9 protein-coding genes are annotated in these 15,099 nt (G+C 34.1%); 8 read left to right on the forward strand and 1 reads right to left on the reverse strand.

Going from position 1 to position 15,099, the window contains the following annotated elements; translation table 11 throughout:
- The first annotated feature begins 9 nt into the window (after positions 1 to 9).
- The 5 genes from DK508_RS18340 (at position 10) to DK508_RS18360 (ending at position 11,256) form a co-directional block, all read left to right on the forward strand.
- Positions 10 to 1,683, forward strand: a complete 1,674-nt coding sequence (locus DK508_RS18340; RefSeq protein ID WP_109302236.1) for a DUF4270 domain-containing protein — start codon at positions 10 to 12, stop codon at positions 1,681 to 1,683.
- A gap of 12 nt (positions 1,684 to 1,695) precedes the next feature.
- Positions 1,696 to 3,543, forward strand: a complete 1,848-nt coding sequence (gene glmS, locus DK508_RS18345; RefSeq protein ID WP_109302237.1) for a glutamine--fructose-6-phosphate transaminase (isomerizing) — start codon at positions 1,696 to 1,698, stop codon at positions 3,541 to 3,543.
- 422 nt (positions 3,544 to 3,965) lie between these two features.
- The gene (locus DK508_RS18350; RefSeq protein ID WP_109302238.1) at positions 3,966 to 6,698 is read left to right on the forward strand and encodes a TonB-dependent receptor; all 2,733 of its coding nucleotides are present in this window, start codon (positions 3,966 to 3,968) and stop codon (positions 6,696 to 6,698) included.
- Between the two features lie 241 nt (positions 6,699 to 6,939).
- On the forward strand, positions 6,940 to 9,696 hold the full coding sequence (locus DK508_RS18355) for a TonB-dependent receptor domain-containing protein (RefSeq protein WP_109302239.1): 2,757 nt from the start codon (positions 6,940 to 6,942) through the stop codon (positions 9,694 to 9,696).
- 27 nt (positions 9,697 to 9,723) lie between these two features.
- Positions 9,724 to 11,256: a G-D-S-L family lipolytic protein gene (locus DK508_RS18360; RefSeq protein WP_109302240.1), complete on the forward strand. Its 1,533-nt coding sequence runs from the start codon at positions 9,724 to 9,726 to the stop codon at positions 11,254 to 11,256.
- Positions 11,257 to 11,299: 43 nt separating this feature from the next.
- Here the strand turns inward: DK508_RS18360 and DK508_RS18365 are convergent, their stop codons facing one another.
- Positions 11,300 to 12,583 (reverse strand): sterol desaturase family protein, encoded by a 1,284-nt coding sequence (locus DK508_RS18365; RefSeq protein ID WP_109302241.1) that lies wholly within the window; start codon positions 12,581 to 12,583, stop codon positions 11,300 to 11,302.
- A 194-nt stretch (positions 12,584 to 12,777) separates the two neighbouring features.
- Between DK508_RS18365 and DK508_RS18370 the strand changes: the two genes are divergently transcribed.
- The 3 genes from DK508_RS18370 to DK508_RS18380 are packed head-to-tail and all read left to right on the forward strand — an operon-like array spanning position 12,778 to position 15,098.
- The gene (locus DK508_RS18370) at positions 12,778 to 13,425 is read left to right on the forward strand and encodes a TetR/AcrR family transcriptional regulator (protein WP_109302242.1); all 648 of its coding nucleotides are present in this window, start codon (positions 12,778 to 12,780) and stop codon (positions 13,423 to 13,425) included.
- Between the two features lie 2 nt (positions 13,426 to 13,427).
- Positions 13,428 to 14,210, forward strand: coding sequence for a class II aldolase/adducin family protein (locus tag DK508_RS18375; RefSeq protein ID WP_109302243.1), 783 nt, complete (start codon positions 13,428 to 13,430; stop codon positions 14,208 to 14,210).
- Between the two features lie 33 nt (positions 14,211 to 14,243).
- Positions 14,244 to 15,098: a bile acid:sodium symporter family protein gene (locus tag DK508_RS18380; RefSeq protein ID WP_109302244.1), complete on the forward strand. Its 855-nt coding sequence runs from the start codon at positions 14,244 to 14,246 to the stop codon at positions 15,096 to 15,098.
- Position 15,099 lies beyond the last annotated feature (1 nt).

The raw sequence follows: 15,099 nt of genomic DNA on the forward strand, positions 1-15,099 counted from the left end.
ATTTTTTTTATGAAATTGAGAGACTTTTTAATTAAAGTAACCGCTATAGTAGCTGTTATTTTTACTTTTTCATCATGTAATGATGATTTTAACTCGGTTGGTAGTGAAGTTCTTGGAGATGTTAATTTTCAAGACAAACAATACACTGCTATTCCTATAGCGTATAACAGAAGTTTTGAACGAGTACAAACTTCGGGCTTACCAAATTATTTACTTGGAGTGTACAATGACCCTGTTTATGGACAGTCTATTTATGGTATATTATCGCAGGTAGAACCAGAAAGATTCGATCCTGTTTATGGTGACAATGCCGTACTTGATAGTGTAGTTCTTAATATGCCTTATTTTAGTACGCAGACTAATGTCGAAACCAATGATGATGGCCAAATAGTTACTACCTATAGTTTAGATTCGATTTATGGTACGCAACCTTTTAGATTATCGGTTTATAAGTCTAACTATTTTTTAAGAGATTTTAATCCTGATTCTAATGAAAGGCAGTTGTATTTTTCTGACGATGTGAATACCATTGAAACTAATTTTGGAACAGAACTGAAAGAAGAATTGTTGTATACAGATGATGCTTTTATTCCTTCTGGAGAAGAATTAATTTTAAAAGGACCAGATGGAACTGATGAGGATACTGAAGAAGATATCACAAGATTTGCTCCAGCATTAAGGGTAAAACTTCCTGTCGATTTTTTTACGCAACAGTTTTTGGATAGAGAAGGAAATGCAGAGTTTAGTAATATAAATAATTTCAGAAACTTTTTTAGAGGTATTTATTTCAAAGCCGAATCTGTTAATAATACAGGGAATCTTTTGGCTTTGGATATGACTAATGCGGATATAACATTGTTTTATACTTTCGAAAAAGTAGATACCGCAGATGAAGATGAAGATGGTAGTAATACTGATATTGTTGAAGATCAAGCTACATTAAGATTATCATTTTCGAATAATATAATAAATGCGATAGACACACAATTAAATCCAACAATAGCAGAAGAAGTAAGAATAGAAAATCAAGACCTCGTTAATGGTGAAGAAAATTTGTACCTAAAAGGAGGAGATGGATCACTTGCTATTATTGATTTGTTTAGTGGAGATGTTCTTAATGAAAATGATGAATTAGAAAATGAGTTAGAATTTTTGCAAAGACAAAATTGGTTGATTAATGATGCTTCAATTAAGCTCTATATTAATCAAGACTTGATGACTTCTGGAGATACGGAACCAGAAAGAATTTTTATATATAATTTAGAAACAGATGATGTGTTGCTAGATTATAGGCGTGATTTTACAATAAATGAAGAGAGCCCTGTAAATTCTATAACCGATCATCTTGGAAGAATTTCTCGAGGTTCTGATGAGCGAGGAGAGTTTTATAAAATAAGAATAACAAGTCATATCAATGACCTTTTAAAAGGTGATATAGATAATGCAAAATTAGGTCTTTCAGTTTCTCAAAACGTGAATATACTTAGTAATGCAGATGGTTTTGCCTTTTCAAGAAGTGATGAAACCGACCCCAGCAGTGATATTAATTTAGAAGAAAAAACCACCCCCTTCTCTTCTGTAATTTCCCATGAAGGAACTATCCTTTATGGAAACGGACAAAACGTTCCGGAAGATAAACGTTTAAAACTTGATATTTTTTATACTGAATCAAACGACAACTAAAAAAAACAAATCATGTGTGGAATTGTAGGGTATATAGGTCATAGGGAGGCTTATCCAATTATCTTAAAAGGGTTAAAAAGATTAGAATATAGAGGGTATGATTCTGCAGGAATTGCTCTTTATGATGGTAGTGATATTAAATTATCAAAAACTAAAGGTAAAGTAGCTGATCTCGAAGAGAGGTTGGAAAAAGAAATTTCCACAAAAGGAACTATCGGAATAGGACATACCAGATGGGCAACCCACGGAGTGCCTAATGATGTAAATTCTCATCCTCATTATTCGAACTCTGGAAACTTGGTTATTATTCATAATGGAATCATTGAAAATTATGAGTCTCTTAGGAAAGAATTATCAAATAGAGGATATACGTTTAAATCAGAAACTGATACCGAGGTATTAGTTAATTTGATTGAGGATGTAAAAACTAAAGAGAATGTAAAACTAGGTAAGGCAGTTCAAATTGCATTAAACCAGACGATTGGCGCTTACGCTATTGCAGTGTTCGATAAGCAGAAACCAGATGAAATCGTAGTGGCAAGATTAGGAAGCCCTCTTGCAATAGGTGTTGGCGAAGATGAGTATTTTATCGCATCTGATGCTTCTCCATTTATTGAATATACAAACAATGCAATTTATCTGGAAGATGGTGAGATGGCAATTGTTAGAAGAAATAAAGGAGTAAAAGTTAGAAAGATACAGGATGACAGTCTTGTTGATCCTTATCAACAAGAACTGCAGATTAATCTTGAACAAATAGAAAAGGGCGGATACGACCATTTCATGCTTAAGGAAATATATGAGCAACCTAACGCAATAAGTGATACGTATAGAGGAAGAATGCGTGTGGCTGAAGGAATTATAAAAATGGCCGGTATCGATGATAATCTTGCCAAACTTCTAAATGCAAAACGTATTCTTATTATAGCATGTGGTACTTCTTGGCATGCTGGTTTGGTAGCAGAGTATATTTTTGAAGAACTGGTTAGGATACCTGTAGAGGTAGAATATGCTTCTGAATTTAGATACCGTAATCCTGTAGTACATCAAGATGATGTTGTGATAGCTATTTCACAAAGTGGAGAGACTGCGGATACTATGGCGGCTATCAAATTGGCAAAGGAAAAAGGAGCTTTTGTGTTTGGGGTGTGTAATGTGGTTGGTTCTTCAATATCTAGAGAGACGCATGCAGGTGCATATACACATGCTGGACCAGAAATTGGTGTTGCTTCTACAAAGGCATTTACAACTCAAATTACAGTTTTATCATTAATAGCTTTAAAATTAGCAGAAAGAAAAGGTACTATTACGAATAGTGATTTTTATTATTACCTGCAGGAACTTGAAAGAATTCCAGAAAAAGTAAAACAAGCTTTAGAATCTAATGATCACATCAAAGATATAGCAGATACATATAAAGATGCTAAAAACTTTTTGTATTTGGGTAGGGGTTATAATTTCCCTGTAGCGCTAGAAGGAGCCTTAAAACTTAAGGAGATTTCATATATTCATGCCGAGGGTTATCCTGCTGCAGAAATGAAACATGGACCTATAGCACTTATTGATGAACATATGCCCGTTGTAGTTATTGCTACCAAAAAAGGACATTATGAAAAAGTGGTAAGTAATATCCAAGAGATAAAATCCAGAAAAGGAAAAATCATAGGGATAGTTACCGAAGGAGATGTTACAGTAAAAGGATTGGCTGATCATGTTATAGAGATACCAGAAACGATAGAGTTTTTAACTCCGCTTCTTACTACAATACCATTGCAACTATTGTCTTATCATATTGCGGTAATGTTGGATAAAAACGTGGATCAACCTAGAAATTTAGCAAAATCTGTTACAGTAGAGTAATTGGATTTTTCTTAAACATAAAGAAAAAGACTGTCATTTTTTGATAGTCTTTTTTTATTGCTTTCCTCTTAATTATTTACCATAAAATAAGTCAAATGAGCAGTATTACTTATGCTAGTTTTTGGTTTACGGCTTTTACGCAAAATTATTATGCAACAAAGTTTTAGAGGTCAAAAGCCGAAACACTTTAGCTCTAGTTAAATATAATTATCTTATTTACAAGTTATTAACTTGATTAATTATGTTAAAATTATGATTTTTTAACACTTATTAATAGTTTAAAAACCGTTGAAAAACACTCTTTTTACGACAAAAAACATTTTTTTCTTTTTTGTTTAAACAAAAAAGTTTAGTTTCGCACCCCGAATATAATATTCCTATGCATGCATAGGAAATCAACTTAATTATAAACTAATCTACTTATGAAATCAATTACATTAGCGGTAATGCTACTTATAAGCATTATTGGATCAGCCCAAAATGTTGTAAATGGTAGGGTTATCGATGGATTCGATCAGCCAATCCCTGGTGTTAGTGTCACTGTTAAAGGAACTTCGGCATCGACGATTACAGACTTTGACGGTAATTTTACATTAACAACAGATGAGGATTACCCTTTTACTTTAGAAGCAAAAAGTATCGGTTTTGATGATGGTGTTTTGGTGGTTACATCAGAAACGAATGAAGTTACTATCGTGTTAGATGATATTACGTTCTTAGATGAATTAGTAATATCTGCTTCTCGTGCACCAGAACGTTTATTTGAATCTCCAGTAAGTATTGAGCGTTACGGTGTTAAAGAAATTAGAAATGCTGCTTCTGCAGATTTCTACGGAGATCTTGAAAACATTAAAGGTGTAGATGTTAATACAAACAGTTTAACATTAAAATCTATAAACACAAGAGGTTTCGCTACATTTACTAATACCAGATTTGTTCAGTTAATAGATGGTATGGATAATACCGCACCTGCACTTAACTTCGTGTTAGGTAATTTAGTTGGTATGAGTGAATTGGATGTGAATAGTATAGAACTTCTTCCGGGAGCTTCTTCTGCATTATATGGTGCGAATGCTTTTAACGGGATCTTATTCATGACAAGTAAAAATCCTTTTGATCATCAAGGGATAAGTACATATGCAAAAGGAGGGATTACTTCTCAAGAAGCTGCAGGAGATAACCAATTTATTGATTACGGAATTAGAATGGCACATGCATTTTCGGATAAATTTGCTGCAAAAGCGAGTTTTTCATTTATTCGAGGAACAGACTGGCTAGCTGCAGATAAGCAAGATTTGGATAATCCTGGTGCTACTAGACTAGACCCTAGTTATAATGGTGTAAATGTATATGGAGATGATTTTGGAGTACCATTACAGAGTTTGGCACTTCAAGCGGGGTTAACACCAGCTCAAATTGCTGGTTTAGGAATTCCTGATATTGATATTACAAGAACGGGTTATGATGAAGCAGATTTAAATGATAATAAAGTAGAAAGTTTAAAATTTGATGCGGCGTTACATTATCGTCCGTTTGCAGATGATTTTGAAATTATATATGCTGGTAAAGTTGGTAGAGGTACTACAGTAACTCAAGATGCGAATAGAACATCTTTACGTAATTTTATCTTACAACAGCATAAGCTTGAATTCAAGAATGACAATTTCTTTGTAAGAGGTTATGTTACTGCTGAAGATGCTCGTGATTCCTATGATATTAGATTTACAGGGATCAATATTAATAATGTGTGGAAAAGTAATACAGATTGGTTTACAGACTATATTCAAAACTATTTAGGAGTGCTTACTGGTACAACTCTTGGAAATGATGAGGCACATCGTTTGGCAAGAGAAGCTGCAGATACAGGACGTTTAATTCCTGGTACTCCAGAGTTTCAACAAGCTTTTGATCAAGTAACTAGCAACCCCGACCTTTCAGAAGGATCTAAGTTTACTGAAAAATCTCAATTTAGACATGCAGATGCTAATTATAATTTTAGCCATATCACAAGTGATTTTGCAGATATTCAGGTAGGTGGTTCTTTTAGAGAATATAAATTGAACTCATCAGGAACTGTATTTACCGATATAAACGGACCAATTAAATATTCTGAATTTGGTGTGTATACTCAGATCCAGAAAAAGCTTTTAGATGATAGATTAAAACTTACAGGATCTGTACGTTATGATAAATCCCAGTTATTTGATGGTAATTTTTCACCAAGATTTTCGGTAGGATATACTTTAGGAGCTAATCGTAATCGTAATCTTCGTGCTTCAGTGCAAACAGGATTTAGAAACCCAACAACTCAGGATTTATATATTGGTTTAGATATTGGTGCCTCTACATTAATTGGTTCTGCACCGGATAACTTGGATAGATATACAGATGAAATATTTGGAAACACAGTAACAGGTAGAGATGCATATGAAAATTCTTTTTCTGCTTCTTCTGTTGCAGCAGGTGCTCCTGTAGCTGCAAACATCGATATTGTAAAGCCAGAAAAGATTACTGCTTATGAAGTAGGATATAGAGCTCAATTTGGTAATTTCATTATCGATGCCAGTGCCTATTACAACCAATACCAAGATTTTATCTCTAATGAAGAAGTTATAGTTCCTTTGGTTGGTAGTGTAAATGGTACTGCTGCAGAGCAAGCTGCTGCTATAAATGCAGCTTTTAGCCCTCAAACAAGTAGAGCTTTTACAGCCTCTACAAACTCTGATGTGGATATTAACTCTTATGGAGCAGTTGCCGGATTTACAACAAAATTTAAAGGTTTTGATCTAGGTGCAAATTATACTTTTGCAGAACAAGATTTTGATAAAGAGCAAGATCCTGATTTTAGAAGTAACTTTAATACACCTAAACATAAGGTTAAGGCTTCAATAGGTAAGGAAAACTTATTTAATAATTTTGGTTTCAATACTAATTTCGTTTGGAGTGATGAGTATTTTTGGGAATCAGATTTTGGTGATGGAGATATTCCTTCTTATACTATTTTGAATGCTCAGATTAATTATACAATCCCAGCACTTAAAACAAGACTAAAAGTTGGAGCAAATAATATCGGTGGTGATGAATATTTTACAGCCATTGGATCTGGGTTTATTGGATCTCAATATTATATAGGACTATCAATAAATAACTTATAAGAAGAATTATTTATTTGAAAATAAATTTGAAAAACCTGCCTAAAATTATTTTTAGGCAGGTTTTTTGTTTTTTCTAAACTCTAGAATTCTGTTAAAAAATTAAGGTTATATCGTTAATTATCAATTATCAATACCTTTGAGTTTTGTTTTTTTTTTGTAATTAAAAAACAAAGGTTTAACAACTTTATTAAAAAATTCATAAAAAAACGTATATTGTTGTCATAACTTTAAAATTTAGGGTATGAGAACAACTACATTAGTGATAATGTTGATAATGAGTGTTATCGCTACTGCACAAACAACAATTAAAGGTAAGGTGGTAGATGATAATAACCAACCAATTCCGGGGGCTAATGTAACACTACAAAGCTCTTCTGTTGGTACAATAACTGATTTTGATGGTCTTTTTGTATTAACGGTGGATCAAGCTCCTCCTTTTACTATTAATGTTAGCACAATAGGTTTTGAATCAACTTCTGTTAACATTTCTTCATCAGTTTCGGATTTAACGGTTACACTTAAAGAAGGAACAGAGTTAGATGAGGTAATTATTTCGGCTTCGAGAACGCCTGAGCGTATATTCGAATCACCAGTTAGTGTAGAGCGTTTTGGTATTAAAGAAATTAAGAATGCTCCCGCTGCGGATTTTTATGATGGATTGGAGTCTCTTAAAGGGGTTGATATCAACACCAATAGTTTAACTTTTAAATCTGTAAATACACGTGGTTTTGCCACCTTTGCAAATACTCGTTTTGTACAATTAGTAGATGGGATGGATAATACTGCGCCAGCCTTAAACTTTGTTTTGGGTAATTTAATTGGGATGAGTGAGATAGATGTAAATAGTATTGAATTATTACCAGGAGCATCTTCTGCATTGTATGGAGCAAATGCCTTTAATGGTATTTTATTTATGACTAGTAAAAATCCTTTTGATCATAATGGGATAAGTGCATATTTCAAAGGAGGAATTACTTCTCAAGATGCTGCCGGAGACAATGAATTTTATGACTACGGGATAAGGGTTGCACATAAGTTTTCAGATAAATTTGCTGCCAAGGCTAACTTTACTTATTTGAGAGGAACTGATTGGTTTGCAGAAAACACAGTTAATGTTTTAAATCCTGATACGGATAGAACTGATCCTAATTATGATGGATTAAATGTGTATGGAGATGAGGTAAGTACAAATATAAGAGGAGTAGGTGTCGCTTTAGTTAATTTAGGAGTTTTACCTTCTGGAGCAGAAAACTTACTGCCTAATGAAAATGTAAGTAGAACAGGATATTTAGAAAGCGATTTAAATGATTATAGAGCCGAGAGCGTGAAATTTGATGCAGCGCTGCACTATAGACCGTTCGCTAATGATTTTGAAATTATTTATAATGGTAAGTTAGGGCGAGGTACTACAATATACCAAGGAGCAAATAGATATTCTATTCGTAATTTTTTCTTACAACAACATAAGTTAGAGGTTAAAAATGATAACTTCTTTGTAAGAGGATACATTACCGATGAAAATGCTGGAGATTCTTATGATACAAGATTTACAGGGATTAATATAAATAGATTATGGAAAGATGATCAAACATGGTTTGGAGAATATGCAGGAGCTTTTGCTACAGCAACCTTACAAGGAGTACTTCCAGAACAGGCTCATGCTCTTGCAAGACAAACAGCAGATACTGGCCGGTTGATTCCTGGCACACCAGAGTTTAGACAGGCATTTAACCAAGTAATTAAAGATCCCGATTTAGCTACAGGATCTAAATTTCAAGATGAAACACAATTAAGACATGTAGATGTAAATTATAACCTTAGTCATGTTACCAGCAATTTTGCCGATATACAAGTGGGTGGTTCTTTTAGAGAGTATAAGTTAAATTCTTCAGGAACTATTTTTACTGATTTTGATGGTCCAATTAAATATTCTGAAGTTGGTGCCTATGTTCAACTTCAAAAGAAACTTTTGGATGAAAGATTAAAATTCACGGGATCAGTTCGTTATGATAAGTCTGAATTATTTGATGGTAATTTTTCACCGAGATTATCTGTAGGGTATACTTTGGGTCAAGAAAGAAATCACAATGTTCGTTTATCAGCACAAACTGGATTTAGAAATCCTACTACTCAGGATTTATTTATTGGTCTTAATGTTGGTCGTGCAATTTTGGTTGGATCTGCGCCTGACAACTTAGATAGAGATGTGAGAAATTTCACTTTAAGTGGAAATGGTCAAAATATTACGGGTGCTACCGAGGCAACTGTGGTGGGTAGAGCGGCTTATGAAAATGCATTTTCTTTAAACTCTGTGCTTAATGGGGCTCCTGTAGCTGCAGACGTGGATGTTGTACAGCCAGAAAAAGTTACCGCTTTTGAACTAGGATATAGAGGAAAAGTAAAAGGATTTGTTATTGATATGGCAGGTTATGTTAACTTTTATAAAGATTTTATTTCAAACGAAAATGTGTTGGTTCCTTTATATGGTCAAGTAGGTGATGGTACGCTATCATTGTTAGCACTGCAAAATGGAGATACTCAAGTGTATCAAACATATACAAACTCTGCTGTTGATATCAATTCTTTTGGTTTAATTGTTGGAGTTACTACCAAAGTACTTGGTGGATTTGATTTGGGAGCTAATTATACATATTCTGAGCAAGATTTTGATAGAGAACAAGATTCTGATTTTAGAAGTAGTTTTAATACGCCTAAACACAAAGTGAAAGCTACTTTTGGTCATACAAACTTATTTAAGAATTTTGGTTTCAATACTAGTTATAGATGGAGTGACAGTTATTTCTGGGAAGCAACTTTTGCCGATGGACAAGTTCCTTCTTTTTCAGTGTTTGATGCACAAATTAATTATGGCATCCCTAAACTGAAAACAACACTTAAAGTAGGAGCTACCAATATTGGAGATGAGTACTTTACTGCATTTGGAACAGGATTTATAGGATCTCAATACTATATTGGTTTAACTATTAATAATCTATAACGAATAACTATACTAAAAAAATTACAGATGAATATTCAATATAAATGGCTATTAATTGTATTGGCTTTTGGTTTTATTGCCTGTGAGTCAGATGATGATGCCCCAGAAATGGAAGAAGTAGTAATTACTTCGGGAGAAGCAGATTTTTCAAAATTTGTTTCGGTAGGAAACTCATTAACCGCTGGTTTTACTGATGGAGCTTTATTTATTGCTGGACAAGAGAACTCATTGCCAAATATTATGGCACAGCAGTTTGCACTGGCAGGAGGAGGAGATTTTTTACAACCTCTTATGAGTGATAATATTGGTGGAGCGCTATTGGGCGGTACTCAAATATTAAATCCAAGATTCTTTTTTGATGGATCTGGACCTGCACTTTTAGGTGCTGTACCTACTACCGAAATTACAGCGGCGTTGTCAGGTTCCTTTAATAATATGGGAATACCTGGTGCAAAAAGTTTTCATTTGGTTGCTCCAGGATATGGTAACGTAGCCGGATTAACTATGATGCCAGCTACTGCAAATCCTTATTTCGTAAGAATAGCTTCGGATCCGGCAGCAACAGTGCTTGGAGACGCAATGGCTCAGAGTCCAACATTTTTCTCCTTATGGATAGGGAATAATGATGTACTAGGATATGCGCTATCTGGTGGAGATGGATCAGATCCTATAACAGATACCGCATTATTTACTCAAGTATATAATACCCTGGTAGGTACATTAACTTCTGGTGGAGCAAAAGGGGTGGTTTTTAATATCCCTGACGTAACTGCCATTGCACATTTTACAACAGTACCATTTGCACCATTAGATCCAACAAGTGAGACTTTTGGTCCTCTTATTCCTGCACTTAACACGCAGTTTGCTGGATTAAATCAAGTTTTTACTGCTTTGGGTGTTCCTGAAAGATCTATTGTATTTGCTACAGATGCAGCTAGTCCCGTAGTGATAAAAGATGAGTCATTAACTGATCTTACGGCTCAAATAACGGGAGCTTTACAGATGGCAGGAGTAGATGCGGGTACTGCGGCAGTAACTGGATTCTTGTATGGTCAGGCTAGACCGGCCAACGAAAATGATCTTTTAGTATTGCCAAGTTCAGCAATAATTGGTCAGGTTAATACTGATGCTGTGATGACTCTAATGGGGCTTGGATTGAGTCAAGCACAAGCTGGACAACTAGCAGTAAATGGAGTAACATTTCCTTTAGAAGATAAATGGGTACTTATCCCTAGTGAGCAGCAAGAAATTGCAACAGCTACAACGACTTTTAACAGTGTTATAGATACTGCGGTACAACAAGCAGGTTTAGCATTTGTAGATGCTAATGGACTTTTGGATCAGGTTTCAGCTGGAGGAATTCAGTTTGATGAGTTCTTAATGCAAGGAAATTTAGTATTTGGAGGTTTGTTTTCCTTAGATGGGGTACATCCTACCGCTAGAGGATATGCGTTTTTAGCAAACTCTGCTGCTACAGCTATTAATACCACTTATGGTTCTAATTTACCCGCAGTTAAAGCAGTGGATTATCCACTTTTTTATTCAGCTACATTACAATAAAATATATATAGAATCTATTTATATGTACCGCCTGAGAAATTTCTCAGGCGGTTTTTTTTATATCATTAATGGCTTGAATCGTGTTTTTTCTTTCAATTAATTGAAAGTAGATAGAAAATACAAGTGATATAATGATGTAACCCATAACAATATATGTCGCTCCGTTTAGTAATTTGTCGATCCCAAACCATCCACTTTCTTTAGTTATTAAATATAGGCCTAAACCCAGTTTAATTCCCTCGGCATATAGTGAAATAATATGACGATCCATTAGTGAGGTATATGCAAAGATCGAAACTCCTAAGAAAATAGAATAGTTAATAATTTGAATAAATTCTAGATCCCCAAAACTTATAAGTAAATAATACATTAACGCTAACGTTGCTGTTAATTGCGTCCAGGACCAAATTTTTAAAAGCAATGAGCTTTCTGTTTTATATTTTTTTCGATTGTAAGGATCTGTTATAATTTGGATTGGGTATTTTTCTTTCACATCATCAGGACGCCATCCTGTTGGCATGTACCAAATACGAATTTTATCCCACCAATTTTTTGTTCTCCAGGCATCTTTTAATATTCCCCATGCATGCATAAAATTAATGTAAAAAGGATTCCATGTATTTACAGGTTTTTTCACACCATACACAGGCGGTTTATCGGGTAATTCCTCTTGAAAAGTTCCAAAAAGTTTATCCCAAAATATAAATATTTGCGAATAGTTTTTATCTAGATATTCATCGTTAATTGCATGATGTACACGATGATGAGATGGCGTGACAATAATATGCTCTAAAAATCCCATTTTACCTATTAAACGAGTGTGATACCAAAACTGAGCGAATAAATGGATCGGAGCTACCAATGCAATAATTTTTGCAGGGACTCCTATAAGAGCCAAAGGGATGTATAAAAAGAAATAAATAGAAATTATTGCAGAAATACTTTGTCTTAATGCACAAGCAAGGTTAAACTCTTCACTACTATGATGTACGATATGTCTGTTCCAGAAAAGGTTGATGGTATGGTTGAAGCGGTGCGACCAATATCCTGCAAAATCTAGACCTATAAAGGTTAAAATATAAAGCCAGATAGAAGATTGTATTTCTATTAAGGCAATATGATCTACCATCCATTGATAACTAATAATAATAACTGCTAACCCTGTTAAGCTACGTAATGTATCGGTCATGCCAGAGCTTAAGCTCGAAATCGTATCCATTGCTTCATTTACAGGTATCTTTTTCCATAAACTTATTAGGTATTCTGTAAGAATAAGAACCATAAATCCTGGTATGGCATAACTAAGTGCCATTGCATATGTCTCCATAATATTATAAACGTAAAAATTTAAGACATACAAAGTAGTTAAAATTTTACAATTTATTAACGCGAAAATCATTGAAAATTTGACAACGTATAATATGGGATTAAGATCTTTTGATGAATAGGTATTTTATAAATTAGTATGTTTATACTAAAATAAATTAAAAATTAGTATATTTATACTAAACGAATAATGTTTTGAATACAAAATTAGATATTATCAAACATGCGGTTGTCCTTTTTAATAAAAAGGGATTCTTTAATGTAAGTATCAAAGATATTACCGAAACTATGGGCATAAGCCCAGGCAATTTCACATATCATTTTAAGCGGAAAGAATATTTATTATCTGCAATACAAGAACAAATATTAGATAATGCTATTGAAATTATGCCCAGTGATCAATATGTTACCTTATTTCATTTTGAAGAAATGTTTAAAAAGTTCTATGTCATCCAAAGGCAGTATAGATTCTTTTTTCTTGAGATATCGTATTTAATGGTAGAATATCCAGGAATTATGAGAGGTTATAAAATTGCAACAACCAAAAGATTGGAAGGGGCTCGAGATTTGGTAAATCATTTTATAACATCTGGTAGATTAGTTCCAGAAAGTGATCGAATAGATTATACTATCATTATTCAAACATTATGGATGACAAGCACATTTTGGAGTACCAGAATGGCAATTATAGATCAAAAAAGGAGTGTGGTCATTGAGGATTCTCCGATACAAAATCTTTGGGGAATTTTATTGCCTTATTTAACAGAGAAAGGATATAAGGAATACGTTGAAATAACCAAATATCATACTACACAACATAATATTAATTTTAAAAACATATAATTATGGCAGTACAAAATCCACCACTAGATATGTTGCCTGCAAATATCCCTATGCCTCCAAAATTTGATAATCTTGCCGATGAGAGAGCATATTTAAAAAAGAAACTTACTGGAGCATTTAGAATATTTGGAAAATTTGGATTTTCAGAAGGTGTAGCGGGTCATATAACAGTTAGAGATCCAGAACATCAAGATCATTTTTGGGTGAATCCTTTTGGGCTTTCTTTTAACTTAATAACGCCCTATGATTTAGTATTGGTTAATTATAATGGAGAGGTTGTAGAGGGTAAACTTCCAGTTAATAGGGCAGCCTTTGCTATCCATTCTCAAATTCATGCTGCTCGGCCAGATGTAGTCGCCGCTGCACATGCTCATTCTGTGTATGGTAAATCCTTTTCTGCATTAGGAAAAAAATTAACCCCTATTACTCAGGATGCCTGCGCATTTTATGAGGATCACGCATTATTTGATGATTATTCGGGAGTAGTAAACGAATTAGAAGAAGGAAAAAGAATAGCTAGCGCACTGGCCGATAATAAAGCTGCGATACTTCAAAACCATGGTTTAATCACCGTGGGACATTCTATTGATGAGGCCGCGTGGTGGTTTATTACTATGGAAAGAAGTTGCCAAGCGCAATTGTTAGCAATGCAAACCGGAGAGAAATTAATTGAAATAGATCATCAAACAGCAATGAAAACAAGAGCAGAACTTGGTTTTCCATTGGCTGGATACTTTCAATTTCAACCCATGTGGCAGGATATAAGTTTAACGCTGAATTTTTAATTTTAAAATATTAACATGGTATATTGAGCTCTTATGAATAACACTGGAACTTTAATAGTAGCAATATCTTTAATGATTATTATGTTTGGTATGGGGCTTTCGCTTACCAACAATGATTTTAAAAGAGTGGCAAAAAATCCTAAAGCCGTAATTATTGGTTTAATAAGTCAATTAATCTTTTTGCCCATTATCGGATTTGTAATAGTGTCTATACTGGATTTAAAGCCAGAAATAGCTATCGGAATTATGATATTGGCGGCTTGTCCGGGGGGCGCGACATCAAATGTGATTGCACTTTTGGCAAAAGGAGATACGGCATTATCTGTAACGTTAACTGCAATCTCTAGTATAATTACAATTGTTACCATTCCGTTTATTGTTCAATTTTCACTTTCAAAATTTTCCGGAGCAGAAGGAGAGGTTGCTCTTAATGTTTTACAGATGATAGGTCAGCTATTAATGATTGTGATAGTGCCTGTTTTTCTGGGAATGATAATTCGTGCAAAGGCCACAAGTTTTGCACTTCGAATGGGAAAACCAGTTCAGGTTGCATCAGTACTATTGTTGATGTTAATAATAATAGGCCTGTTAATTAAAGAGAAACATAATATCATCCCTTATTTTGAACAAGCAGGATTACCTACTGCGTTATTAAGTGTGTTTAGTATGGCATTGGGGTATATAACAGCATCAAGTTTTAAACTAAAAAAGCCACAGGCAATAAGTATTGCCGTAGAATCAGGAATTCAAAATTCTGGATTAGCAATAACCATTGCAGTGGTTACATTGCAAAATACTGCTTTTGGTATTGCAGGAGCAATATATACACTGGTAATGTATCTTGCTGCTTTTGTCATTATAGTATACGGACGAAATACGAAATCCTAAA

Source organism: Aquimarina sp. AU474 (assembly GCF_900312815.1).
In the GTDB taxonomy this organism is placed as follows: Bacteria; Bacteroidota; Bacteroidia; order Flavobacteriales; family Flavobacteriaceae; genus Aquimarina.

Excerpts from the sequence above, each read along its gene's own strand:
- DK508_RS18340 (WP_109302236.1), top strand. The coding sequence starts at position 10 with ATGAAATTGAGAGACTTTTTAATTAAAGTAACCGCTATAGTAGCTGTT.
- glmS (WP_109302237.1), top strand. The coding sequence starts at position 1,696 with ATGTGTGGAATTGTAGGGTATATAGGTCATAGGGAGGCTTATCCAATT.
- DK508_RS18350 (WP_109302238.1), top strand. The coding sequence starts at position 3,966 with ATGAAATCAATTACATTAGCGGTAATGCTACTTATAAGCATTATTGGA.
- DK508_RS18355 (WP_109302239.1), top strand. The coding sequence starts at position 6,940 with ATGAGAACAACTACATTAGTGATAATGTTGATAATGAGTGTTATCGCT.
- DK508_RS18360 (WP_109302240.1), top strand. The coding sequence starts at position 9,724 with ATGAATATTCAATATAAATGGCTATTAATTGTATTGGCTTTTGGTTTT.
- DK508_RS18365 (WP_109302241.1), bottom strand. The coding sequence starts at position 12,583 with ATGGAGACATATGCAATGGCACTTAGTTATGCCATACCAGGATTTATG.
- DK508_RS18375 (WP_109302243.1), top strand. The coding sequence starts at position 13,428 with ATGGCAGTACAAAATCCACCACTAGATATGTTGCCTGCAAATATCCCT.
- DK508_RS18380 (WP_109302244.1), top strand. The coding sequence starts at position 14,244 with ATGAATAACACTGGAACTTTAATAGTAGCAATATCTTTAATGATTATT.